The sequence below is a fragment of the Plantibacter cousiniae (nom. nud.) genome, from assembly GCF_977070315.1.
Map to the genome: position 1 here is coordinate 89,956 of NZ_CDRVEU010000005.1, position 25,648 is coordinate 115,603.

General features: G+C 58.2%; 19 protein-coding genes and 3 tRNA genes. 17 read left to right on the plus strand and 5 right to left on the minus strand.

What is annotated here, in order from left to right; translation table 11 throughout:
* Window positions 1-178 precede the first annotated feature (178 nt).
* The gene (locus ACW55A_RS12075; RefSeq protein ID WP_004414076.1) at window positions 179-1,873 is read left to right on the plus strand and encodes a glutamine--tRNA ligase/YqeY domain fusion protein; all 1,695 of its coding nucleotides are present in this window, start codon (window positions 179-181) and stop codon (window positions 1,871-1,873) included.
* 24 nt (window positions 1,874-1,897) lie between these two features.
* A complete protein-coding gene (cysS, locus tag ACW55A_RS12080) occupies window positions 1,898-3,280 on the plus strand; it encodes a cysteine--tRNA ligase (protein ID WP_096106933.1) in 1,383 nt (460 codons plus the stop codon).
* A 166-nt stretch (window positions 3,281-3,446) separates the two neighbouring features.
* Here the strand turns inward: cysS and ACW55A_RS12085 are convergent, their stop codons facing one another.
* Window positions 3,447-5,300, minus strand: coding sequence for a sigma-54-dependent Fis family transcriptional regulator (locus tag ACW55A_RS12085; protein ID WP_455808073.1), 1,854 nt, complete (start codon window positions 5,298-5,300; stop codon window positions 3,447-3,449).
* Between the two features lie 299 nt (window positions 5,301-5,599).
* Between ACW55A_RS12085 and ACW55A_RS12090 the strand changes: the two genes are divergently transcribed.
* The 6 genes from ACW55A_RS12090 to ACW55A_RS12115 all read left to right on the plus strand — a co-directional run bounded on the left by ACW55A_RS12090 (window position 5,600) and on the right by ACW55A_RS12115 (window position 11,621).
* Window positions 5,600-6,694, plus strand: coding sequence for an ABC transporter ATP-binding protein (locus ACW55A_RS12090; RefSeq protein WP_455808072.1), 1,095 nt, complete (start codon window positions 5,600-5,602; stop codon window positions 6,692-6,694).
* Window positions 6,694-7,809 carry an ABC transporter ATP-binding protein gene (locus ACW55A_RS12095; RefSeq protein ID WP_455808071.1) on the plus strand — a complete coding sequence of 372 codons (1,116 nt, stop codon included), beginning with the start codon at window positions 6,694-6,696 and terminating at the stop codon, window positions 7,807-7,809. Before ACW55A_RS12090 ends, ACW55A_RS12095 begins: the two co-directional genes overlap by 1 nt.
* Complete coding sequence (locus tag ACW55A_RS12100) at window positions 7,802-8,668, plus strand: carbohydrate ABC transporter permease (RefSeq protein WP_002552729.1); 867 nt, start codon at window positions 7,802-7,804, stop codon at window positions 8,666-8,668. Before ACW55A_RS12095 ends, ACW55A_RS12100 begins: the two co-directional genes overlap by 8 nt.
* Before the next feature lie 10 nt (window positions 8,669-8,678).
* A complete protein-coding gene (locus ACW55A_RS12105; RefSeq protein WP_004414065.1) occupies window positions 8,679-9,479 on the plus strand; it encodes a carbohydrate ABC transporter permease in 801 nt (266 codons plus the stop codon).
* A gap of 12 nt (window positions 9,480-9,491) precedes the next feature.
* Complete coding sequence (locus tag ACW55A_RS12110; protein ID WP_003415748.1) at window positions 9,492-9,764, plus strand: DUF2160 domain-containing protein; 273 nt, start codon at window positions 9,492-9,494, stop codon at window positions 9,762-9,764.
* An 84-nt stretch (window positions 9,765-9,848) separates the two neighbouring features.
* On the plus strand, window positions 9,849-11,621 hold the full coding sequence (locus ACW55A_RS12115; RefSeq protein ID WP_498810980.1) for an ABC transporter substrate-binding protein: 1,773 nt from the start codon (window positions 9,849-9,851) through the stop codon (window positions 11,619-11,621).
* A 61-nt stretch (window positions 11,622-11,682) separates the two neighbouring features.
* On the opposite strand, the gene folD is transcribed toward ACW55A_RS12115, so the two are convergent.
* Window positions 11,683-12,537, minus strand: a complete 855-nt coding sequence (gene folD / locus ACW55A_RS12120) for a bifunctional methylenetetrahydrofolate dehydrogenase/methenyltetrahydrofolate cyclohydrolase FolD (protein ID WP_003368557.1) — start codon at window positions 12,535-12,537, stop codon at window positions 11,683-11,685.
* 293 nt (window positions 12,538-12,830) lie between these two features.
* Here folD and ACW55A_RS12125 point away from each other — a divergent pair.
* The 9 genes from ACW55A_RS12125 to ACW55A_RS12165 all read left to right on the plus strand — a co-directional run bounded on the left by ACW55A_RS12125 (window position 12,831) and on the right by ACW55A_RS12165 (window position 22,104).
* Window positions 12,831-12,907: transfer RNA gene (locus ACW55A_RS12125), tRNA-Arg, on the plus strand.
* 51 nt (window positions 12,908-12,958) lie between these two features.
* Window positions 12,959-13,034: transfer RNA gene (locus ACW55A_RS12130), tRNA-His, on the plus strand.
* Between the two features lie 56 nt (window positions 13,035-13,090).
* Window positions 13,091-13,175, plus strand: a tRNA-Leu gene (locus ACW55A_RS12135).
* A 383-nt stretch (window positions 13,176-13,558) separates the two neighbouring features.
* A complete protein-coding gene (tig, locus tag ACW55A_RS12140) occupies window positions 13,559-14,869 on the plus strand; it encodes a trigger factor (protein ID WP_003315274.1) in 1,311 nt (436 codons plus the stop codon).
* A gap of 91 nt (window positions 14,870-14,960) precedes the next feature.
* Window positions 14,961-15,602: an ATP-dependent Clp endopeptidase proteolytic subunit ClpP gene (clpP, locus tag ACW55A_RS12145; protein WP_002552734.1), complete on the plus strand. Its 642-nt coding sequence runs from the start codon at window positions 14,961-14,963 to the stop codon at window positions 15,600-15,602.
* A gap of 106 nt (window positions 15,603-15,708) precedes the next feature.
* Entirely contained in the window at window positions 15,709-16,992 is a 1,284-nt protein-coding gene (gene clpX / locus ACW55A_RS12150) for an ATP-dependent Clp protease ATP-binding subunit ClpX (RefSeq protein WP_003368559.1), read from the plus strand.
* 207 nt (window positions 16,993-17,199) lie between these two features.
* Entirely contained in the window at window positions 17,200-19,596 is a 2,397-nt protein-coding gene (gene lon / locus ACW55A_RS12155; protein ID WP_003368560.1) for an endopeptidase La, read from the plus strand.
* Window positions 19,597-19,742: 146 nt separating this feature from the next.
* Window positions 19,743-20,015 (plus strand): HU family DNA-binding protein, encoded by a 273-nt coding sequence (locus tag ACW55A_RS12160; protein ID WP_002552737.1) that lies wholly within the window; start codon window positions 19,743-19,745, stop codon window positions 20,013-20,015.
* A gap of 205 nt (window positions 20,016-20,220) precedes the next feature.
* Complete coding sequence (locus ACW55A_RS12165) at window positions 20,221-22,104, plus strand: SurA N-terminal domain-containing protein (RefSeq protein WP_455808069.1); 1,884 nt, start codon at window positions 20,221-20,223, stop codon at window positions 22,102-22,104.
* 93 nt (window positions 22,105-22,197) lie between these two features.
* On the opposite strand, the gene fabI is transcribed toward ACW55A_RS12165, so the two are convergent.
* The 3 genes from fabI to ACW55A_RS12180 are packed head-to-tail and all read right to left on the minus strand — an operon-like array spanning window position 22,198 to window position 25,648.
* Window positions 22,198-22,992, minus strand: coding sequence for an enoyl-ACP reductase FabI (fabI, locus tag ACW55A_RS12170; protein ID WP_003368564.1), 795 nt, complete (start codon window positions 22,990-22,992; stop codon window positions 22,198-22,200).
* Window positions 22,993-23,016: 24 nt separating this feature from the next.
* A complete protein-coding gene (locus tag ACW55A_RS12175) occupies window positions 23,017-24,627 on the minus strand; it encodes an ABC transporter ATP-binding protein (protein ID WP_498810981.1) in 1,611 nt (536 codons plus the stop codon).
* A gap of 1 nt (window position 24,628) precedes the next feature.
* Window positions 24,629-25,648: an ABC transporter permease gene (locus ACW55A_RS12180; RefSeq protein WP_003368568.1), complete on the minus strand. Its 1,020-nt coding sequence runs from the start codon at window positions 25,646-25,648 to the stop codon at window positions 24,629-24,631.

The following is a 25,648-nucleotide window of genomic DNA, read 5'->3' on the forward strand; positions in this document are numbered from 1 at the left end:
ATGGGCAGATTATGACCCTGACGCGCAGTTTACAGACGAGGTTACATTTTTCAGCGCTTTTGCAGCTTTTATGCCTTCAAATACGCAGTCTGTTGTCAGGGACTTGACAGCTTCGGCTATGATAAGCGCTTTGATTTAGTCGGCCTACCCTGGCCGCGCACGTATGTCCAAGGATCCTATGAGCAAGCCCACTCCAGAACCCGCTGCCCATTCAAAGGCAGGTCCAGCCGTACCGACCAATTTCCTGCGTCCTATCGTGCAGGCAGACCTGGACTCGGGCAAGCACAGCAAAATCGTGACCCGCTTTCCGCCGGAGCCCAACGGCTACCTGCACATCGGTCACGCCAAGTCGATCTGCGTGAACTTCGGTCTGGCCAAGGAGTTCGGTGGCGATACGCACCTGCGTTTCGATGACACCAACCCGGCCAAGGAAGACCAGGAATACATCGACGCCATCATGAGTGACGTCAAGTGGCTGGGCTTCGAATGGGCGGGCGAAGTGCGCTACGCCTCGCAGTATTTCGACCAGTTGCACGACTGGGCAGTCGAGCTGATCAAGGCGGGCAAGGCTTACGTTGACGATCTGACCCCCGAACAGGCGCGCGAATATCGCGGCACCCTGACCGAGCCGGGCAAGAACAGTCCGTTCCGCGAGCGCGGCGTCGAGGAAAACCTCGACCTGTTCGCGCGCATGAAAGCCGGCGAGTTCGAGGATGGCGCTCGTGTACTGCGCGCCAAAATCGACATGGCCTCGCCGAACATGAACCTGCGTGACCCGATCATCTACCGCATTCGTCATGCGCATCACCATCAGACCGGCGACAAGTGGTGCATCTACCCGATCTATGACTTCACCCACGGTCAGTCGGATGCCCTCGAAGGCATCACCCACTCGATCTGCACCCTGGAGTTCGAAAGCCATCGTCCGCTGTACGACTGGTTCCTCGACAACCTGCCGGTGCCGTGCAAGCCGCGCCAGTATGAGTTCTCGCGCCTGAACCTGAACTACACCATCACCAGCAAGCGCAAGCTCAAGCAACTGGTTGACGAGAAACACGTCAGTGGCTGGGATGACCCGCGCATGTCGACGCTGTCGGGCTTCCGTCGTCGTGGCTACACGCCGAAATCGATTCGCAATTTCTGCGAAATGATCGGCACCAACCGCTCTGACGGCGTGGTCGATTTCGGCATGCTCGAATTCAGCATCCGCGACGACCTGGACCACAGCGCGCCGCGCGCCATGTGCGTGCTGCGCCCGCTGAAAGTGGTTATCACCAACTACCCGGAAGGTCAGGTCGAGAAGCTGGAACTGCCGCGCCACCCGAAAGAGGACCTGGGCATGCGCGAGCTGCCGTTCTCGCGGGAGCTGTACATCGACCGCGACGATTACATGGAAGAGCCGCCGAAGGGCTACAAGCGTCTTGAGCCCAATGGCGAAGTGCGTTTGCGTGGCAGCTATGTGATCCGCGCCGATGAAGCGATCAAGGATGCCGACGGCAACATCGTCGAGCTGCGTTGCTCCTACGATCCGGACACTCTGGGCAAGAACCCTGAGGGCCGCAAGGTCAAGGGCGTCGTGCACTGGGTGCCGGCAGCCGAGAGCGTAGAGTGCGAAGTGCGTCTGTACGATCGTCTGTTCCGTTCGCCAAACCCTGAAAAAGCCGAAGAGGGCGCAAGCTTTCTGGACAATATCAACCCGGACTCCCTGCAAGTACTGACCGGTTGTCGCGCCGAGCCCTCGTTGGGCCAAGCGCAACCGGAAGACCGTTTCCAGTTCGAACGCGAAGGTTATTTCTGCGCGGACATCAAGGACTCCAAACCTGGTCGACCTGTCTTCAACCGCACCGTGACATTGCGGGATTCCTGGACCTGATGCTGTACGTTTGAGGGGGAGCACGTGCTTTCTATCTACAACACGCTCACCAAGAGCAAAGAAGTTTTCAAGCCGCTGGATGGCAACAAGGTGCGCATGTACGTCTGCGGGATGACCGTGTACGACTACTGCCACCTGGGCCATGGCCGCAGCATGGTTGCGTTCGATCTGGTGACGCGCTGGCTGCGCTTCATCGGTTATGAACTGACCTATGTGCGCAACATCACCGATATCGACGACAAGATCATCAACCGGGCGCGGGAAAACGGTGAGTCGTTCGATGCACTGACCGCGCGCATGATCGGTGCCATGCACGAGGACGAGGCGCGCCTCAACATCCTCAAGCCAGACATGGAACCGCGTGCCACCGATCATATCCCCGGCATGCACGCCATGATCCAGACCCTGATCGACAAGGGCTATGCCTATGCGCCGGGTAACGGCGACGTGTATTACCGGGTCGGCAAGTTTCAGGGTTACGGCAAGCTGTCGCGCAAGAAGATCGAAGACCTGCGCATCGGCGCGCGCATCGAAGTGGACGAGTCCAAGGAGGATCCGCTGGACTTCGTGCTCTGGAAAGGTGTCAAGCCGGGCGAGCCGAGCTGGGAATCGCCCTGGGGTGCAGGACGTCCCGGCTGGCATATCGAGTGCTCGGTGATGTCGACCTGCTGCCTGGGCGAGACCTTCGATATTCATGGCGGCGGCAGCGACCTCGAGTTTCCGCACCATGAAAACGAAATCGCCCAGAGCGAAGCGGCCACCGGCAAGACCTACGCCAATGCCTGGTTACACTGCGGCATGATTCGCATCAATGGCGAGAAGATGTCCAAGTCCTTGAACAACTTCTTCACCATCCGAGACGTGCTGGAGAAATACCACCCGGAAGTGGTGCGTTACCTGCTGGTGTCGAGCCACTACCGCAGCGCGATCAACTATTCCGAAGACAGCCTGCGTGAGTCGAAGGCGGCACTTGAACGTTTCTATCACGCGCTCAAGGGCCTGCCGCTCGCCGAGCCTGCGGGTGGCGAGGCGTTCGTCGAGCGTTTCAGCGCGGCGATGAACGATGACTTCGGTACGCCTGAAGCGTGCGCGGTGCTGTTCGAGATGGTTCGCGAGATCAATCGTCTGCGTGAGTCCGATGTCGCAGCGGCGGCGGGTCTGGCGGCGCGCTTGAAGCAACTGGCCAGCGTGCTGGGTGTCCTGCAACTCGAAGCCGACGACTTTTTGCGCGCTGGCGCGGAAGGGCGGGTTAATGCGGCTGAAGTGGAGGCGCTGATTCAGGCGCGTCTGGCTGCGCGTGCCGCGAAAGACTGGGCCGAGTCCGACCGTATCCGCGACCAGATCACCGCCATGGGTGTGCTTCTGGAGGACGGCAAGGGCGGCACAACCTGGCGTCTGGCGGACTGATCAAGTAAGGCGGCTGGGTGGCGCGAAGCGTCATGAAGTGCATTCCCACGCGGAGCATGGGAACGATAATGACCCGGAAGACTATCGTGCCCACGCTCCGCGTGGGCATGCTGTTCTGGACGCTCCGCGTCCTGTCCTCGATGCTCGGCCTGCCGAGCGTCGAACACTAAACGATCCGCTGTTCCCGCAACCGCTTGTACAGTGTGTTGCGGCTGACGCCCAGGCGTTTGGCCAGCTGTGAAATATTCCCGCCTGCCGCTTGAAACAATTGGCCGAGGTCTTCGGTCGCGTGAAGGCGCGTGGCCGATTCCTGAGTTCTGGCCGGGATAGGGCATTCCTCATTCACCTGTGCATCGAGCAGAAAGTCCTCGGGCAGATGGTCAGTGCCGATCGGCTGTTCGTCGGCCAGTGCCAGCGCCACCTGAATCACACTGTTGAGCTGGCGCAGATTACCCGGCCAAGGGTGATGCTCGAATAACTCAAGTACCTCTCTGGAGAAGCCTGCACGCTGATGGGCATCACGGTGCCGCTCCCAGATTCGCTGGATAAGCGCATGCTTGTCAGTCCGCTCGCGCAGGGGAGGAAGTTCGATGCTCAGGCCGCTGATCCGGTAATAAAGATCCTGGCGGAAAAGCCCCGTCTGGACCTGATCGCGCAGGCTTCGGTTGGTGGCTGAAATCAGGCGTATGTCGACCGGATACAACTCGCTGCTGCCCAGTGGCTGAACGCAGCGCTCTTGAAGCACGCGCAGCAGCCGCGCCTGTACCGGCATCGGCATGTCGCCCACTTCGTCGAGAAACAGCGTGCCTTTGTCGGCCTTGCGGATCAGGCCGATGCTGCCCTTCTGATTGGCCCCGGTGAAGGCGCCTCTTTCATAGCCAAACAGCTCGGCCTCGACCAGTTCGGCCGGGATCGCTGCGCAGTTGACGGCGATCAGAGGCTGGCCGGCGCGCGCACTGGCCTGATGCAGGGCTTTGACAAACACTTCCTTGCCGACCCCGGTTTCCCCGTGGATCAGCAGCGGAATGTCTTTTTCCAGCAGCCGCTGCGCCTGACGCACGGCTTTTTCGATTTTTGCATCACCCAGGCTGATCGCCTCCAGGTCAAGACTCTGCGGCGCCACGGGTGCCTGAACTGGCTGTACGCTGTGCAGCTTGAGCGGCTTGCGGGTTGGCCGCTTGAGCAGGCACTGAAAGCGATTGTTGCCAAATGCATGCAATGCAAACGGACGCGCTTCGGTCTCGCTGAGCAATTGCAGGATCGGACATTTGAACAGCGTCTCGATGCTGGCGCCGGCCGGAGTCTTCCCCAGCAGGGCGTCGGCACGCCGATTGGCGCACAGGATCTGGCCGCTTTCGTCAAAAATCAGCAGGCCAGCCCATTGGCTGTCGAGGTTGTTCAGACCGGTATTGAAGATCAACTGGAAGTGGGAATCGCGGAACTGGTCGAGGATCAGGCGGTTTTCCACCGACTGGCTCATCATTTTGACCATGCCCAGCGTGTGCGAGGGTGGCAGGAAGCTGTCACTGGACACATCCAGCACGGCAATGATGCGCCTGTCGGCGTCGAAGATCGGTGAGGCCGAACCGGTCATGAAGCGATTGGCCTTGAGGAAATGCTCGTCCGGTTCGATATGGATGGCCTGTTCGCAGGCCAGCGCCGTGCCGATGGCGTTGGTGCCCGTGCCGCGTTCGCTCCAGCTGGCACCGGGCATGAAGCCCTGAGCCTGGGACGATTCGACGAAGCGTTGCGCACCCCAGGACTTGAGCAACTGACCTTGAGGGTCGGCCAGAAGAATCAGGCAGCTGGAGTTGCTGAGAATGTTTTCGTAGACCGGCAGGACCTCCTGATGGGTGGTCTGTACCAGTCCGCGATGGCGCTCCAGCAGCCTGGAAACCTCCGCCCCCGGCAGTTGGCCGAATGAGGGGCGCGTCTGATGACTGAGGCCGAAGTCCCGGCAGCGGGTCCATGAATCCTGAATGATGATGTCGTGAGCAAGCGAAGCGCTGGTTTGAGACATGAGGATGCCTGCGAATATGACGTATTGTTTTTGTTTTTAGGTCCCGTCGGCGTGACCATCCTTGCCCGCAACGTCCGTCCAGTGTCGTTCAGTTTTGTTCAAAGTCAATGTTCATTTTGTTCAAGTGTTCAGTATTTTCTGTTCATTATTGTTCAGCTGTGAAAGGGGTTTCGTCCCCTGAATACGGGCGAGCGCTCTGTTTCGGGCTTCACCGGCGATCCGCCTGAGCTGGCACGAATGTCGCTATCTGCAAACAGTCACGCATTCACCCTTAAGAAAAAAACAACAAAGGGCACGCCATGTCACTCACGCTGGAGCATGTCAGTCGCGCCGTCGATGGCCAGGTCTGGATCGACGACGCCTCCCTGAGCTTTGAGCCGGGATCATTCAACGTTCTGCTGGGGCGCACCCTGTCCGGCAAAACCAGCCTGATGCGCTTGATGGCCGGGCTGGACAAGCCGGACAGCGGGCGAGTGCTGATGAACGGGGTCGATGTCACCCATCGTCCGGTTCGTCTGCGCAACGTCTCTATGGTTTATCAGCAGTTCATCAATTACCCGAGCATGACGGTGTTCGAAAACATCGCCTCGCCGCTGCGTCAGGCCGGTCTGTCCAAAGATGTGATCCACAGCCGGGTGCAGGAAACCGCGAAGATGTTGCGCATCGAAAAATTCCTGCAACGCCATCCCCTTGAACTGTCCGGTGGGCAGCAGCAGCGCACCGCGATGGCCAGAGCGCTGGTCAAGGACGCCGAGCTGATCCTCTTCGATGAACCGCTGGTCAACCTCGATTACAAGCTGCGCGAAGAGCTGCGCCAGGAAATGCGCGAGCTGTTTGCCGCTCGCCATACCATCGCCATCTACGCCACTACCGAGCCCAATGAAGCGCTGGCGCTGGGCGGCACCACCACCATCCTGCATGAAGGGCGGGTGGTGCAGAGCGGCAAGACCCCTGAGGTCTATCATCGACCCGCGACTGTGCTGGCCGCCGAGCTGTTCTCCGAACCGCCGATCAACCTCATGCCGGGCCGTATAGACGGCAATGAAGTCAGCTTCGCCAACTTCGTGCATTTCCCGCTCAACGTCGACCTGCGGGATGTCGGCGACGGTGAGTATCGTTTCGGCGTGCGCCCCAGCCATTTGAGCCTGGTGCCGTCCAACGATGACGATCTGGAACTGGCGGTTACCGTCGAGCTGGCGGAAATCAGTGGTTCGGAAACCTTCCTGCATGTGCGCAACGAGTTGTTCTCGCTGGTCCTGCATCTGCCAGGCGTGCATGCCTATGACGTCGATGCGGCGATTCGGGTGTACATCCCGACCCACAAATTGTTTGTATTCGATCAGCAGGGCGGCCTGATTCAGGCGCCGGGCCTGCGTATGGCGAGGGTTGCCTGATGGCCGAGATCCGCTTGCAGAACCTTGCGCACAGCTACAGTGCCAAGCCTGGTCCTGACGACTATGCAATTCGCGAGATGAGCCACGTCTGGGAGCAGGGTGGTGCTTACGCGCTGCTCGGGCCTTCCGGGTGTGGCAAGTCAACCCTGCTCAACATCATTTCCGGTCTGCTCAGTCCGTCGCAGGGTCAGGTGCTGTTCGACTCGAAAGTAGTCAATGAGCTGCCCCCGGAGCGTCGCAACATCGCTCAGGTTTTCCAGTTTCCAGTGATCTACGACACCATGACGGTGTTTGATAATCTGGCCTTTCCGTTGCGCAATCAGGGCCTGGACGAGGCGCGGATTCTCATCAAGGTCAACGAAATTGCCGATGTCCTGGACCTGCAGCCGCTGCTGAAAAAGAAGGCGCGCAACCTCAGCGCGGACGAAAAGCAGAAAGTCTCCATGGGTCGCGGGCTGGTGCGCGATGACGTGTCGGCGATCCTCTTCGACGAACCGTTGACTGTGATTGACCCACACCTGAAGTGGAAACTGCGGCGCAAGCTCAAGCAGATCCACGAGCAGTTCAATATCACCATGGTCTACGTCACTCACGATCAACTGGAGGCGTCGACTTTCGCCGACAAGATCGCCGTGATGTATGGCGGTCAGATCGTCCAGTTCGGCACGCCGCGGGAGCTGTTCGAGAAGCCGTCGCACACCTTTGTCGGCTATTTCATCGGCAGCCCGGGGATGAATCTGATTGACGTTACGCCGCAGCCGGGCGGTGTCGGTTTTGCCGATATTCACCTGCCGTTGCCTGAGTCGTTGCAGCAGAAGCTCGCCAATACGCCGTGGAAAACTCTGAAAGCAGGCATTCGTCCCGAGTTCGTGCATGTCTGGGACGGACCTTACGACGATGCGATGTGTGCCGACGTGACCTATGTGGAAGACCTCGGCACCTACAAGATCATCACTCTGAAACTGGCCGGGCAACTGTTGAAGGTGCGTCTGCAGGAAGACAAACCGGTGCCGCAAGGCCAGGCCTGGATCAGCTTTCCGGGGCAATGGCTGATGCTCTATGCAGATGATTACCTGATCGAAGCCGGCCCTGCCAGTGAGGTGTCCCATGCGTAAGGTTCAGAACAACAAGGCCTGGTGGCTGGTGATGCCGGTGTTTCTGCTGGTGGCATTCAGCGCGATTATCCCGATGATGACCGTGGTCAACTATTCGGTGCAGGACATCTTCGACCAGTCCAGCCGCTATTTCGTCGGCACTGACTGGTTCCGACAGGTCCTGCAGGACCCGCGTCTGCATGACTCGCTGCTGCGTCAGTTCATTTATTCGGGCTGTGTACTGCTGATCGAGATCCCGCTGGGCATCGCGATTGCCCTGACCATGCCGACTAAAGGGCGCTGGTCGTCGTTGTGCCTGATCGTGATGACCATTCCACTGCTGATCCCGTGGAACGTGGTCGGCACGATCTGGCAGATCTTCGGCCGTGGTGATATCGGTTTGCTGGGGTACACGCTGAACAACGTGCTGGGCATCAACTACAACTACGCCGCCAATGCCTCGGATGCCTGGGTGACGGTGCTGGTCATCGATGTCTGGCACTGGACCTCGCTGGTGGCCTTGCTTTGCTATTCAGGGTTGCGGGCAATTCCGGATGTGTATTACCAGGCGGCACGCATCGATCGTGCGTCCGGCTGGGCGATCTTCCGGCACATCCAGTTGCCGAAGATGAAAAGCGTGCTGCTGATCGCGGTGATGTTGCGCTTCATGGACAGCTTCATGATCTACACCGAGCCGTTCGTGCTGACCGGTGGCGGGCCGGGCAACTCCACCACTTTCCTCAGTCAGACCCTGACCACCATGGCGCTCGGGCAGTTCGACCTGGGGCCTGCGGCCGCGTTCTCGCTGGTGTATTTCCTGATCATTCTGTTGGTGTCATGGGTGTTCTACACCGCCATGACTCACAGCGAAAAGAATTGAGGGGCTGGTCATGAGTCTGCGCAAAACCATACCGCTGTGGATTTACCTGTTGTTTCTGCTGGTGCCGATCTACTGGCTGATCAACATGTCGTTCAAGACCAATACCGAGATCCTGGGTGGCCTGACCCTGTGGCCGCAGGATTTCACCCTGGCCAACTACAAGGTGATCTTCACTGACGAGAGCTGGTACAGCGGCTACCTCAACTCGCTGTACTACGTGTGCCTCAATACCGTGATATCGCTGAGCGTCGCACTGCCGGCAGCCTATGCGTTTTCACGCTATCGTTTTCTCGGCGACAAGCACTTGTTCTTCTGGCTGCTGACCAACCGCATGGCACCACCGGCAGTCTTCCTGCTGCCATTTTTCCAACTGTATTCGTCCATCGGCCTGTTTGACACGCACATCGCCGTTGCACTGGCGCACTGTCTGTTCAACGTTCCGCTGGCCGTATGGATTCTGGAGGGTTTCATGTCCGGTGTTCCCAAGGAAATCGATGAAACGGCCTACATAGACGGTTACAGCTTTCCCAAGTTTTTCGTGAAGATTTTCATTCCACTGATTGGCTCGGGTATCGGGGTCACCGCGTTTTTCTGCTTCATGTTCTCCTGGGTCGAGCTGTTGCTGGCGCGCACCCTGACGTCGGTGAACGCCAAGCCGATCGCTGCGGTGATGACCCGCACCGTCTCGGCATCGGGTATCGATTGGGGGGTGCTGGCGGCGGCAGGGGTGTTGACCATTCTGCCGGGCATGCTGGTGATCTGGTTCGTTCGCAACCATGTGGTCAAGGGCTTTGCTCTTGGTCGTGTCTGAGGAGTCGAAAAAATGGAGTGGATGTCCTGGACACTGCCCACTGCGGCCTTCTTTATCAGCATTGCGCTGCTGCTGGCAGGAATGACCGTATGGGAATTGCGCTCGGCAAGTATCGAGCGCCGCGGTTTTCTGCCGATTGCCACCACGCGTGGCGACCGTCTTTTCATTGGGCTTTTAGGTAGCGCTTATCTGCATTTGCTGGTGATCGGCGCGACGGACTGGAGCATCTGGATCGCTTCTGGGGCTTCCCTGGTGTGGCTGTTGGTGGTGATGCGTTGGGGTTAGAGGGCGGCCGGGCGTGGTTGCCGGGGTGATCCGGTCGGCAGTATTGAAAAAGCGGGACTACATGAAAGCAACCTGGAGATGACTATGTTCAATAAGAAAAACAAGCTGCAACATAGCGTGACGCTGGCAACCATGATCATGCTCAGTGGGTTGAGTGTGTCGGCATGGGCGGATCAGTACGAAGATGCGGCGAAGAAGTGGGCGGCGAGCGAGTTCAAGCCGAGCACGCTTTCCGATGCCGAGCAGTTGAAAGAGCTGGAGTGGTTCATCGAAGCTGCCAAGCCGTTTCGTGGCATGGACATCAAGGTGGTGTCGGAAACCCTGACCACCCATGAATACGAGTCCAAGACCCTGGCCAAGGCGTTCACCGAAATCACCGGTATCAAAGTCACCCATGACTTGCTGCAGGAAGGTGATGTCATCGAAAAGCTGCAGACCGCCATGCAGTCGGACAAGAGTATCTACGACGGCTGGGTCAACGACTCGGACTTGATCGGTACGCACTTTCGCTACGGCAAGGCCCTGTCTCTGACGGATCTGATGGCCAGTCCGGAAGGCAGCAAAGTCACGTCGCCGATGCTGGACCTGAAAGACTTCATCGGCACCTCGTTTACCACTGCTCCGGATGGCAAGCTTTATCAACTGCCTGACCAGCAGTTCGCCAACCTGTACTGGTTCCGTGCCGACTGGTTCGAACGTCCCGACCTGAAAAAGAAGTTCAAGGACAAGTACGGCTATGAGCTGGGCGTTCCGGTCAACTGGTCGGCTTACGAGGACATCGCCAAGTTCTTCAGCGAAGACGTCAAGGAGATCGACGGCAAGAAAGTCTTCGGGCACATGGACTATGGCAAGAAAGACCCGTCACTGGGCTGGCGTTTCACCGATGCCTGGTTCTCCATGGCCGGCAGCGGCGACAAGGGTTTGCCTAACGGTCTGCCGGTGGATGAGTGGGGTATTCGCGTCGAAGACTGCCATCCGGTCGGCTCCAGCATTACCCGCGGTGGCGACACCAACGGCCCGGCGGCAGTGTTCGCTACGCAGAAATACATCGACTGGCTGAAAGCCTATGCGCCGCCGGAAGCGGCGGGCATGACCTTCTCCGAATCCGGGCCGGTGCCGTCGCAGGGTAACGTCGCGCAACAGATCTTCTGGTACACCGCCTTTACCGCCGACATGACCAAGCCGGGCCTGCCGGTTATGAACGCTGACGGCACGCCGAAGTGGCGCATGGCGCCTTCGCCGAAAGGCCCTTACTGGAAGGAAGGCATGAAGCTTGGCTACCAGGATGTGGGTTCATGGACGTTCCTGAAGTCGTCCGACGAGAAAAAGCGTCTGGCCGCCTGGCTGTATGCGCAGTTCGTGACCTCGAAAAGCGTTTCGCTGAAGAAAACCATCGTCGGCCTGACGCCGATTCGCGAGTCGGACATCAACTCCAAGGAGATGACCGCGCTGGCGCCCAAGCTGGGAGGTCTGGTGGAGTTCTATCGCAGCCCGGCCCGCGTTCAATGGTCGCCTACCGGCACCAACGTGCCTGACTATCCGAAGCTGGCACAGCTGTGGTGGAGCCATGTGGCCGAGGCGGTCACTGGCGAGAAGACTGCGCAGGAGGCCCTCGACGGTCTGGCCAAGGACCAGGATGCAATCATGACGCGCATTGAGCGTTCCAAGGTTCAGGAAGCCAGCAAGTGTGCGCCGAAGATGAATCCGGAAACCACTGCGGAAGCCTGGTACAAGAAGGCCGAAGAGAGCAACGGCAAGTTCCTCGCGCCACAGCGCAAACTGGCCAACGAGAAACCCAAGGGCGAAACCATCGCCTACGCTGACCTGCTGAAAAGCTGGGAGGCTGGCAAGAAGTAAGGTTTTGTCGAGGTAAAAAAACGGCACCTTGAAGGTGCCGTTTTTTATTGCTGCAGGCTGATCAGTCGTGCAGGGTTTCTGCGGCGTACAGCGTGTTTTCCAGCAGGCAGGCGCGGGTCATGGGGCCAACGCCGCCCGGAACCGGAGTGATCCAGCCGGCGCGGGGCAGGGCGGTCTCGTAAACCACGTCGCCTACCAGCTTGCCGTCTTCCTGGCGATTGATGCCGACATCGATGACGATGGCACCTGGCTTGATCCATTCGCCTTTGACAAGGCCCGGCTTGCCGGCGGCAACCACCACCAGATCGGCACGACCTACATGGCCTGCCAGATCCTTGGTGAAACGGTGGGTCACCGTGACGGTGCAGCCCGCCAGCAGCAGTTCCATTGCCATTGGGCGACCGACGATGTTGGACGCACCGACGACGACGGCATCCAGCCCGTACAGGTCGACACCGGTGCTTTCCAGCAGGGTGATGATGCCTTTGGGGGTGCACGGGCGCAGCAGCGGGATGCGCTGGGCGAGACGGCCCACGTTATAAGGATGGAAACCGTCCACGTCCTTGTCCGGGCGAATGCGCTCCAGCAGCAGCGAAGCATCGAGGTGCGCAGGCAAGGGCAGTTGCAGCAGGATGCCGTCGACAGCGGCATCCTCGTTGAGGCGGTCGATCAGATCGGTCAGTGCGGTCTGAGTGGTCTCAGCGGGCAAGTCGTAGGCCTGGGAGATAAAGCCGACTTCCTCGCAGTCCTTGCGCTTGTGAGAGACATAGACCTGGGACGCGGGGTCGCTGCCGACCAGAATCACCGCGAGGCCCGGCGTACGCAGACCTTGCTGGCTACGTTCGGCGACACGTTTGGCGATCTGCTGGCGCAGGCTGGCGGCGATCGCCTTGCCGTCGATTAGTTTTGCAGTCATGACGCGTGATTAACCATCGAGAGGAAATAAAATGAGCGCGCATTCTCGCATGACATGGCGCGAGGGCAAAGGCGATTGCTTTGTATATTCCGCTAACTCCTTTATCTAGCTGAATTTTTTTCAAAAAAAGGTTGACGACCCAAGGGGCCGTCTATAAGATTCGTCGCACTTGCCGGGCAGAGCACAGCACTGGTTAAGCTAGCACTGGTTGATTAGGTCAGGCAGAGTTGCAAATCAGCTCGGTGTGATTGAAAGCCTTTTAGTTTGTTATCGCAAGAATACAAATTATATAAGTGCCCGTAGCTCAGCTGGATAGAGCATCCGCCTTCTAAGCGGATGGTCGCAGGTTCGAGTCCTGCCGGGTGCGCCATTTAAGGCAGCTTTGGCACAGCAAGTAAGTTTTATCGTCACGCGCAATATGGTGGGCGTAGCTCAGTTGGTAGAGCACAGGATTGTGACTCCTGCGGTCGTGGGTTCGAACCCCATCGTCCACCCCATATTAAGAAGGGCGCCAGATTCATAGTCTGGCGCCTTTGCTTTAAAAGTCTGAAATGCGGATGTGGTGGAATTGGTAGACACACTGGATTTAGGTTCCAGCGCCGCAAGGTGTGAGAGTTCGAGTCTCTCCGTCCGCACCAGGATAAATGTAGCCGACTATCAGTGTTTCGGTTGCAAAAAGGTACAAAAAGAAAGCCGCCTAGTGCGGCTTTTTTTGTTTTGGCGTATTCGTTCCATCGCCTCGCTGGTCCGTCGGCCCTGTCGCCGTCGGTCGATCGAGGCGTGCTATGCAGATGGATTCGGTCATCGTCCGGTGCAGATGCTTCCTTATATAGGGGCCGTGCCAGACACGTCGCGAGTGATGCGAGGTGTTTTCCTTTCTCCTCCGGCTGCAGGCCGATTCCTTCTTGTTAACCCGCCCTTTTTCAGTAGGGTGACTTCTTGAGTTTGACCCACTAGAATGCATGCCCTTGATTCTGGGGTCGGAAACGGCCGGCTAACGTCTGTGCAACGAGGAATATCCATGCAAGTTTCTGTTGAAAATACTTCCGCTCTTGAGCGCCGCATGACCATTGGCGTGCCTGCCGAGCGCATCGAGACCGAAGTCAACAAGCGTCTGCAACAGACCGCGCGCAAAGCCAAGATCCCGGGCTTCCGCCCTGGCAAGGTGCCTATGAGCGTGATTCGTCAGCGTTACGAGGACGGCGCACGTCAGGAAGCACTGGGCGATCTGATTCAGGCTACTTTTTATGAAGCTGTGGTTGAGCAGAAGCTGAACCCGGCTGGTGCTCCTGCTGTAGAGCCCAAGTCGTTCGAAAAAGGCAAAGATCTGGAATACGTGGCTACTTTCGAAGTATTCCCGGAATTCACCGTTGCCGGCTTCGATAGCATCTCCGTAGAGCGCCTGTCTGCCGACGTGGCCGACAGCGATCTGGACAACATGCTTGAAGTGCTGCGCAAGCAGAACGTTCGTTTCGAAGTGGCTGATCGTGCTGCCCAGAACGAAGACCAGTTGAACATCGATTTCGTCGGCAAGGTCGACGGCGAAGTGTTCGCTGGCGGTTCCGCTACCGGTACCCAGCTGGTTCTGGGTTCGGGCCGCATGATCCCTGGTTTCGAAGACGGTCTGGTTGGCGCCAAGGCCGGTGAAGAGCGCGTTCTGAACGTGACCTTCCCAGAGGACTATCAGAACCTCGAGCTGGCCGGCAAGGCTGCCGAGTTCACCGTGACCGTCAACACCGTTTCCGAGCCAAAGCTGCCTGAGCTGAACGAAGAGTTCTTCAAGCAGTTCGGTATCAAGGAAACCGGTATCGAAGGCTTCCGCACCGAAGTTCGCAAGAACATGGAGCGCGAGCTGCGTCAGGCGATCAAGTCCAAGGTCAAGAATCAGGTCATGGACGGTCTGCTGGCCGCCAACCCGATCGAAGTGCCCAAGGCGCTGCTGGAAAACGAAGTCAACCGTCTGCGTGTGCAGGCCGTTCAGCAGTTCGGTGGCAACATCAAGCCTGACCAGCTGCCGGCAGAGCTGTTCGAAGAGCAGGCCAAGCGCCGCGTCGAGCTGGGTCTGATCGTTGCCGAGGTCGTCAAGCAGTTCGACCTCAAGCCTGATGATGCTCGCGTTCGCGAAATGATTCAGGAAATGGCCTCTGCCTATCAGGAGCCTGAGCAGGTCGTTGCCTGGTACTACAAGAACGAGCAGCAAATGAACGAGGTACGTTCTGTTGTGCTTGAAGAGCAAGTTGTAGATACTGTTTTGCAGAAAGCTAGCGTGACCGACAAATCGGTCTCCTACGAAGAAGCTGTCAAGCCGGTGGAAGCTCCAAAAGCCGACTGATTTCTCTTTTCGTGCGAAAACACCCACAAGCCAGCCTTCGCGCTGGCTTGTGCGTATTCAAGACTCGACTATTTGGGAGTGAATGCAGGACATGTCCCGCAATTCTTATATTCAGCAGAACTCTGACATCCAGGCCGCTGGCGGCCTGGTCCCGATGGTTATCGAGCAGTCCGCCCGTGGCGAACGCGCCTATGACATCTATTCGCGCCTTCTCAAGGAGCGAGTCATCTTTATGGTTGGTCCGGTAGAGGACTACATGGCCAACCTTATCGCGGCGCAACTGCTTTTCCTTGAAGCGGAAAACCCGGACAAGGATATCCATCTCTACATCAACTCGCCGGGCGGTTCGGTGACTGCAGGCATGTCGATCTACGACACCATGCAGTTCATCAAGCCGGACGTTTCGACCATCTGTATCGGTCAGGCTTGCAGCATGGGTGCATTCCTGCTGGCCGGCGGTGCAGAAGGCAAGCGTCACTGCCTGCCCAACTCGCGAATGATGATTCACCAGCCGCTGGGCGGTTTCCAGGGTCAGGCGTCGGACATCGACATCCATGCCAAGGAAATCCTGCACATTCGTCATCGTCTCAACTCGCTGCTGGCTCATCACACCGGCCAGAGCCTCGAAACCATCGAGCGCGATACCGAGCGTGACAACTTCATGAGCGCAGAGCGTGCAGCCGAATACGGCCTGATCGACTCGGTGATCAACAAGCGTCAAATGCCTGCCTAAGCGGCTCAAAATGTGGGGGGTCGGGACAACCGACCGCCTGCGGACTTGAAAAAGCCCGCAATAGCCTTCATCTTGTGTTGCAAGCCTACCGGATTGGATCGATCGAATGACTGACACCCGCAACGGCGAGGACAACGGCAAATTGCTCTATTGCTCCTTCTGTGGCAAAAGCCAGCATGAAGTGCGCAAATTGATTGCCGGCCCCTCGGTCTTTATCTGCGACGAGTGCGTCGACCTGTGCAACGACATCATCCGTGAGGAGGTGCAGGAAGCCCAGGCCGAAAGCAGCGCGCATAAATTGCCTTCGCCAAAAGAAATCAGCGGCATCCTTGACCAGTATGTAATCGGTCAGGAACGTGCCAAAAAGGTTCTCGCAGTAGCGGTGTACAACCACTACAAGCGTCTGAATCAGCGTGACAAGAAGAACGACGACGTCGAACTGGGCAAGAGTAACATCCTGCTGATCGGACCTACCGGTTCCGGCAAGACGTTGCTGGCCGAAACTCTGGCTCGCCTGCTCAACGTACCGTTCACCATCGCTGACGCCACCACCCTGACCGAAGCCGGTTATGTGGGTGAGGACGTCGAAAACATTATCCAGAAGCTGTTGCAGAAATGTGATTACGATGTCGAGAAGGCCCAGATGGGCATTGTCTACATCGACGAAATCGACAAGATTTCGCGCAAATCCGACAACCCTTCGATCACTCGTGACGTGTCCGGTGAAGGCGTGCAGCAAGCCTTGCTGAAACTGATCGAGGGCACCGTGGCTTCCGTTCCGCCTCAAGGTGGTCGCAAGCACCCGCAGCAGGAATTCCTGCAGGTGGACACGCGTAATATTCTCTTTATCTGCGGTGGCGCCTTCTCGGGCCTGGAAAAGGTCATTCAGAACCGTTCCACCCGTGGCGGCATCGGCTTCAACGCCGAGGTTCGCAGCAAGGAGGAGGGCAAGAAGGTCGGCGAGTCGCTGCGTGAAGTCGAACCTGACGATCTGGTCAAGTTCGGTCTGATCCCCGAGTTCGTGGGCCGTCTGCCGGTGCTTGCAACGCTGGACGAGCTGGATGAGGCTGCTTTGATACAGATCCTCACCGAGCCGAAGAACGCACTGACCAAGCAGTATGCCAAGCTGTTCGAGATGGAAGGTGTGGACCTCGAGTTCCGTACCGATGCGCTGAAATCGGTTGCCCGTCGCGCGCTGGAGCGCAAGACCGGTGCCCGTGGCCTGCGTTCGATTCTCGAGGGCGTGCTGCTCGACACCATGTACGAAATCCCGTCGCAAAGCGATGTGAGCAAGGTGGTGATCGACGAAAGCGTTATCGATGGCACGTCCAAGCCGTTGTTGATCTACGAAAACAACGAGCCGCCTGCCAAGGTTGCTCCCGACGCATAAACGCATGTTCATATGCGTGTGAAGTAATACTGAAGGGGGCCTTTTTGGTCCCCTTTTGCATTTTTAGGCTGTTCATTCGTTTTGTATGAAGAAACTGATCTTGGCGGGTCGCGCCTCTAGAGCTTGTTTTTTTCTGACGCTACCCCCATCTTGGCTTCAAGCTAATTCCATCTGTCCCGGCCAATTGGCCGCCGTAGAGGCGAAATCATGAAGACCACTATTGAATTGCCTCTCTTGCCATTGCGTGATGTCGTGGTTTATCCGCACATGGTTATCCCGCTGTTCGTGGGGCGCGAGAAGTCTATCGAAGCCCTTGAAGCGGCAATGACAGGCGACAAGCAGATCCTGCTGCTCGCGCAAAGAAACCCGGCTGACGACGATCCTGATGAAAAGGCTCTGTACAGCGTCGGCACCATTGCCACCGTATTGCAATTGCTCAAGCTGCCCGATGGCACCGTCAAGGTGCTGGTCGAAGGTGAGCAGCGTGGTTCGGTAGAGCGTTTTATCGAAGTCGATGGCCACTACCGCGCAGACGTCTCGCTGATCGACGAAGTCGATGCACCGGACCGTGAATCCGAAGTGTTCGTGCGCAGCCTGCTGGCTCAATTCGAGCAGTATGTGCAACTGGGCAAGAAGGTCCCCGCAGAGGTCCTGTCGTCGCTTAACAGCATCGATGAGCCTGGTCGCCTGGTTGACACCATGGCCGCGCACATGGCGCTCAAAATCGAGCAGAAGCAGGAAATACTCGAGATTATCGACCTGTCAGCCCGTGTCGAGCATGTGCTGGCCTTGCTGGATGCCGAAATCGACCTGCTGCAGGTCGAAAAGCGCATTCGCGGTCGCGTTAAGAAGCAAATGGAGCGCAGCCAGCGCGAGTACTACCTGAATGAGCAGATGAAGGCCATTCAGAAGGAACTGGGCGATGGCGACGAAGGCCACAACGAAATCGAAGAGCTGAAAAAGCGCATCGATGCCGCAGGTCTGCCCAAGGACGCTCTGACCAAGGCGAATGCCGAGCTGAACAAGCTCAAGCAGATGTCGCCGATGTCCGCCGAAGCGACCGTGGTGCGTTCCTACATCGACTGGCTGGTTCAGGTGCCGTGGAAGGCGCAGAGCAAGGTACGTCTGGACCTTGCGCGTGCCGAAGCGATTCTCGATGCCGACCATTACGGTCTGGACGAGGTCAAGGAACGCATCCTCGAATACCTCGCCGTGCAAAAGCGCGTGAAGAAGATTCGTGGCCCTGTGCTGTGTCTGGTAGGTCCACCGGGTGTGGGTAAAACCTCCCTGGCCGAGTCCATCGCCAACGCAACCAACCGTAAATTCGTGCGGATGGCACTCGGCGGCGTGCGTGACGAGGCTGAAATTCGTGGTCATCGCCGGACTTACATTGGTTCGATGCCAGGAAGATTGATACAAAAGATGACAAAGGTGGGCGTTCGCAACCCGCTGTTCCTGCTTGACGAAATCGACAAGATGGGCAGCGACATGCGTGGCGATCCGGCGTCGGCATTGCTCGAGGTGCTTGATCCCGAGCAGAACCACAATTTCAACGATCACTACCTTGAGGTCGACTACGATCTTTCGGACGTGATGTTCCTTTGCACGTCGAACTCGATGAACATTCCGCCAGCCTTGCTGGACCGGATGGAAGTCATTCGCCTGCCGGGCTACACCGAAGATGAAAAGATCAACATCGCCGTCAAGTACCTCTCGCCCAAGCAGATTCAGGCCAACGGCTTGAAGAAAGGTGAGATCAGTTTTGATGAGGATGCGATCCGCGACATCATCCGTTACTACACCCGTGAAGCGGGCGTGCGCGGGCTTGAGCGTCAGATTGCCAAGGTCTGCCGCAAGGCGGTCAAAGAGCACGCGATGGAAAAACGTTTCGCGGTTCAGGTCACAGCCGACATGCTCGAGCACTTCCTGGGCGTGCGCAAGTTCCGCTACGGGCTGGCAGAGCAGCAGGATCAGATCGGTCAGGTCACCGGCCTGGCGTGGACGCAGGTGGGTGGTGAATTGCTGACCATCGAGGCTGCCGTGGTATCGGGCAAGGGCCAGTTGATCAAGACCGGTTCGCTGGGGGATGTGATGGTCGAATCCATTACCGCAGCCCAGACCGTGGTTCGCAGCCGGGCCCGTAGCCTGGGCATTCCAGCTGATTTCCACGAGAAACACGACACGCATATCCACATGCCGGAAGGCGCCACGCCGAAGGATGGACCGAGCGCTGGTGTGGGCATGTGCACCGCCCTTGTTTCGGCGCTTACGCAGATCCCTGTGCGTGCGGATGTGGCAATGACGGGCGAAATTACTTTGCGTGGTCAAGTGCTGGCGATTGGTGGTTTGAAGGAAAAACTGCTGGCTGCACACCGTGGCGGAATCAAGACGGTGATCATTCCAGAAGAAAACGTGCGTGATTTGAAGGAGATTCCTGACAATATCAAGCAGGATCTGCAGATCAAGCCCGTTAAATGGATTGACGAAGTCCTGCAAATTGCGCTGCAATACGCGCCGGAGCCTTTGCCGGACGTGGCTACAGATCTGGTCGCCAAGGAAGAGAAGCGCGAGTCTGACTCTAAGGACAGAATTAGCACGCATTAAGTCTGGGCAGGCTTCCTTGACAGCTTTTTAGAGCCCTTGTTATAAAGCGGCTCTTTAAAGCAATCACTGGCAAGCCTTCCAGCGCTCGTTTTGCTTAACACCTAAAACTTAGAAACATACTCAATATAGAGATAAGGGGACTTAGAGTGAACAAGTCGGAACTGATTGATGCTATCGCTGCATCTGCTGATATCCCGAAAGCTGCTGCTGGCCGCGCGCTGGACGCAGTGATCGAATCCGTCACTGGCGCTCTGAAGGCTGGCGACTCGGTTGTTTTGGTTGGCTTTGGTACGTTCTCCGTGACTGATCGTCCTGCTCGCATCGGTCGCAACCCTCAGACTGGCAAGACGCTGGAAATCGCTGCTGCCAAGAAACCAGGTTTCAAAGCCGGTAAAGCTCTTAAAGAAGCTGTCAACTAAGCCTCTCTATGGCTTTGCCCGCTGGATCGGGCCTGTCCTGATCCAGTAGCGGAGCGGTGGTGCACTCGGTTGCGACACCGAGGGGTTCGAGCCCTACCGCTTCGTCAGTTACGAGAAGGCGCATCCTCGGATGCGCCTTTCTTCTATCCGCTTTCTACCCACGCTCCGCGGTTGGTTAGTCAGTACAACCGTTTTGGGGGACGCAATGCTGCAGAACATCAGGGACAATTCACAAGGCTGGATTGCCAAGACAATTATCGGACTCATCATCGCCTTGATGGCCTTCACCGGCATCGAAGCGATGTTTACCGCTACCAGCAACAAGCAGAACGCGGCTGAAGTCAACGGCGAGGACATCTCTCAGAATGAGTTGAGTCAGGCTGTCGACATGCAGCGCCGCCAGTTGGCTCAACAGCTTTCGCAACAGCTGGGCAAGGATTTCGATCCTGCCATGCTGGATGAAAAGCTGCTGCGCGAATCAGCGCTCAAGGGCCTGATCGACCGCAAGCTGCTGCTGCAAGGCGCGGCGGATGCCAAGTTCTCGTTTTCCGACGCGGCACTGGATCAGCAGCTTTTGCAGACGCCTGAATTTCAGGTGGACGGTAAATTCAGCGCTGACCGTTTCGATCAGGTGATTCGCCAGTTGGGTTACAGCCGTCTGCAGTTCCGCCAGATGCTGGGTCAGGAAATGCTCATCGGTCAGGTGCGTGCAGGTGTTGCCGGCAGTGCCTTTGTAACCGACGCACAGGTTGACGCCTTTGCACGCCTCGAAAAGCAGACCCGTGATTTCGCGTCGCTGACCCTGCCTGCCGATACCTCGGCGGTCAAGGTGACCGATGACGAAGTCAAGGCGCATTACGACGAGCATGCCAAGGAGTTCATGAGCCCTGAGCAGGTCGTACTCGACTACATCGAATTGAAGAAGTCGTCCTTCTTCGACAAGGTGCAGGTCAAGGACGAGGACCTGCAGGCGGCTTATCAGAAGGAAATCGCCAATCTGTCCGAACAGCGTCGTGCGGCACACATCCTGATCGAAGTGAACGACAAGCTGAATGACGAGCAGGCCAAGGCGAAGATTGAAGAAATTCAGCAGCGTCTGGCCAAGGGTGAGGATTTCGCGGCATTGGCCAAGGAATACTCGCAGGACCCTGGTTCGTCCAACAAGGGCGGTGATCTGGGCTACGCAGGCAAGGGTGTCTATGACCCGGCTTTCGAAGAGGCACTGTATGCCTTGAACAAGGATCAGGTTTCGCAGCCGGTGCGTACCGATTTCGGCTGGCACCTGATCAAGCTGCTGGGCGTTGAAGCACCTTCGGTGCCGACCTTTGCCAGTCTGAAAGGCAAGCTGACCAACGATTTGAAATCGCAGCTGGTCGAGCAGAAGTTTGTCGAAGTGACCAAGCAACTGGAAGACTCGGCGTTCGAATCGTCCGACCTGTCCCAGCCGGCACAGGACCTGGGCCTGAAGGTTCAGACCACTGCACCGTTCGGTCGTGAGGGCGGCGAAGGCCTGACGGCCAACCGTGCGGTCATCCAGGCGGCATTCAGCCCTGAAGTGCTGGAAGAAGGCGCCAACAGCAACACGCTGGAGCTGGATCCGGAAACCGTTGTGGTGGTGCGCTCCAAAGAGCACCTGCAACCGCAGCAGTTGCCACTTGAGAGCGTTGCCAGCTCGATTCGCGCTCAACTGGTCAAGGAACATGCTTCGGCAGCTGCCAAGGCCAAGGGCGAGGCGCTGCTGGCCGGTCTGCGTGAGGGCAAGATTCCTTTGGCTGCCAAGCAGGACGGTCGTGACTGGAAGATGATGGAAGCGGTCACTCGCAGTCAGGAAGGGGTTGACCCTCAAGTGCTGCAGACGCTGTTCCGCATGCCCAAGCCGACAGGCAAGGACAAGCCGGAATTCGCCAGCATCACTGCTTCGGATGGCAGCTTCGTGATCGTCCGTCTCAATGGCGTCAATCAGGCTGCTGCGCCGACTGACGCCGAGAAGGCACAATACCGTCGCTTCCTCGCCTCCCGCGAGGGACAGCAGGATTTCGCGGCGTACCGTGCACAGCTGGAAAGCAAGGCGAAGATCGAGAAGTTCTAGGCTCGAAACGCGTAAACAAAGAAGGCCGCTCATCGAGCGGCCTTCTTTTTGAGTCCGGAAAAGTGCCGCTCGCAAGGAGCGGCGTTTACCGTATCACTCGTCCATGCTGCCCATCGCGGTGGTGTTGAAGCCGCCGTCGACGTACATGATTTCACCGCTGATGCCCGACGCCAGGTCGGAGCACAGGAACGCGCCGGCGTTGCCGACTTCGTCGATGGTGACGTTGCGGCGCAGAGGGGTCTGCGCTTCGTTGGCCGCCAGCATCTTGCGGAAGTTCTTGATGCCTGACGCGGCCAGGGTGCGGATCGGGCCGGCCGATACAGCATTGACGCGAGTACCTTCCGGGCCGAGGCTGCCGGCCAGGTAACGAACGCCAGCTTCCAGGCTGGCCTTGGCCATGCCCATGACGTTGTAGTTGGGCATGGTGCGCTCTGCGCCCAGATAGGACAGGGTCAGCAGGCTGCCGTTGCGGCCCTTCATCATTTCGCGACCGGCCTTGGCCAGGGCCACGAAGCTGTAGGCGCTGATGTCATGAGCGATGCGGAAACCTTCGCGCGTGGTGGCTTCGGTGAAGTCGCCATCGAGCTGGTCGCCAGGCGCGAAGCCGACCGAGTGAACGATCACGTCCAGGCCGTCCCACTTCTTGCTCAGCTCTTCGAAGACCTTGTTGATCTCTTCGTCGCTGGCCACATCGCAAGGGAAGCACAGCTCAGGGCCCGAACCCCAGCCTGCTGCGAACTCTTCGACACGACCCTTGAGTTTGTCGTTCTGGTAGGTGAAGGCAAGCTCTGCGCCTTCACGATGCATGGCGGCGGCAATACCGGATGCGATGGACAGTTTACTGGCGACACCGACGATCAGGACGCGCTTACCGGCGAGAAAACCCATGTGTTGTTCCTCTTCAGGTTCAGGTTAATCGACAGCTACCGGCGCCAGGAAGGCGGCCTCCAGCAGCTGCTGTGTATAAGGATGTTGCGGTGCGGCGAAGATATCCTGCGCTGCACCCTGTTCGACCACTTGGCCTTGCTTGACCACCATCAACTGGTGGCTCAGCGCTTTGACGACAGCCAGGTCATGGCTGATGAACAAATACGTCAGGTTGTACTTGGTTTGCAGCGAGCGAAGCAGCTCGACGACCTGACGCTGTACGGTCCGGTCGAGGGCCGAGGTCGGCTCGTCCAGCAAAATCAGCGCCGGCTTCAAGACCAGCGCACGTGCAATGGCGATCCGCTGGCGTTGGCCACCGGAGAACTCGTGAGGGTAGCGGTGCCGGGTATCCGGGTCCAGACCAACCTCCCTGAGCGCTTCGATAATCGCCGTCTGCTGTTCGGCGGCCGTACCCATGCTGTGGATTCGCAAGCCTTCGCCAACGATTTCAGCCACCGACATGCGCGGGCTCAAACTGCCAAACGGGTCCTGGAAAACCACTTGCATCTGCCCGCGCAGCGGACGGATTTGCTGTTGCGACAGGGATTCTAGCGCGTTGCCCTTGAACCGTATGGTGCCCTGACTGCCGATCAGTCGAAGAATCGCCAGGCCCAGCGTCGATTTGCCCGACCCGCTTTCACCCACAATACCCAGTGTTTGCCCTTGCGGCAGGCTGAAACGTATGCCGTCCACCGCCTTGACGTGGTCGACCGTACGCTTGAGCAGGCCTTTTTTGATCGGGAACCAGACTTTCAGGTCCTCGACTTCAAGCAGCGGGGCGCCGGCGGTGTTGGTCGATGGACCGCCGCTGGGCTCCGCGCTGAGCAACACTTGGGTGTAAGGATGTTGCGGCGAACGGAACAATTCTTCGCACGATGCCTGTTCGACGATGCAACCGCGCTGCATGACACATACTCGGTTGGCTATTTGCCTTACCACGTTCAAATCGTGGCTGATCAGCAGCAGTGCCATGCCCAGGCGAGCCTGCAACTGCTTGAGCAGCTCGAGGATTTTCAGCTGTACCGTCACATCCAGCGCAGTGGTCGGTTCGTCGGCAATCAGCAGCTCGGGTTCATTGGCCAGGGCCATGGCGATCATCACACGCTGACGCTGGCCACCTGAAAGCTCGTGTGGCAGCGCTTTGAGGCGTTTGTGTGGCTCAGGTATGCCGACCAGATCGAGCAGCTCCAGCGTGCGCTCGGTGGCGGCCTTGCCAGTCAGGCCCTTGTGCAGGCCCAGCACCTCGTTGATCTGTTTTTCCACCGAATGCAGCGGATTGAGCGAGGTCATCGGTTCCTGGAAGATCATGGCGATGCGGTTGCCACGGATCGAACGCAGTTTTTTCTCTTCGACCTTCAGCAGGTCTTCACCCGCGTAGCGGATCGTGCCGCTCGGGTGGCTGGCGATGGGGTAGGGCAGCAGGCGCAGGATCGAATGCGCGGTGACTGACTTGCCCGAACCGCTTTCGCCGACCAGCGCCAGCGTTTCACCGCGACGAATATCGAAGCTGATGTTCTCGACCACCCGTTGCCGCGAGTCGCCCGTCACGAACTCGACCGCCAGATCGCGGATTTCGATCAGATTGTCATTGTTCATCTTATTTCCTTGGGTCGAAAGCATCGCGGGCGGATTCGCCGATGAACACCAGCAGACTCAGCATGATGGCCAGCACAGCGAAGGCGCTGATGCCCAGCCAGGGCGCCTGCAGGTTGGATTTGCCCTGCGCTACCAGCTCGCCCAGTGATGGCGAGCCGGCGGGCAGGCCGAAGCCCAGAAAGTCCAGCGCCGTCAGGGTGCCGATGGCCCCGGTGAGAATGAACGGCAGAAAGGTCATGGTCGATACCATGGCGTTGGGCAGGATATGGCGGAACATGATTGCGCCGTTCTCCATGCCCAGCGCCCGCGCGGCCCTTACGTATTCCAGATTGCGGCCACGCAGGAACTCGGCGCGCACCACGTCCACCAGGCTCATCCAGGAAAACAACAGCATGATGCCCAACAACCACCAGAAGTTGGGTTGTACGAAGCTGGCAAGGATGATCAGCAGATACAGTACCGGCAGGCCCGACCAGACCTCGAGGAAGCGCTGGCCCAGCAGGTCGACCCAGCCGCCATAGAAACCCTGCAAGGCGCCAGCAATGACGCCGATGATCGAGCTGAGGATGGTCAGGGTCAGGGCGAACAGTACCGAAATCCTGAAACCGTAGATCACCCGTGCCAGGACGTCACGGCCCTGATCATCGGTGCCCAGCAGGTTCTCCCGCGAAGGCGGCGCCGGAGCAGGGACTTTCAGGTCGTAGTTGATGCTCTGGTAGCTGAACGGGATCGGCGCCCACAGGGTCCAGCCATCCTTCGCGGCGAGCAGTTCCTTGATGTATGGGCTCTTGTAGTTGGCTTCCAGCGGGAATTCGCCACCGAAGGTGGTTTCCGGGTAACGCTCGAATACCGGGAAATACCAGTGGCCGTCGTAGCGCACAGCCAGCGGTTTATCGTTGGCGATCAGTTCGGCGCCCAGGCTCAGGCCGAACAAAATCAGGAACAGCCACAATGACCACCAGCCACGCCTGTTGGCCTTGAAGCGTTCGAAGCGACGGCGATTGAGAGGAGACAGCTTCAT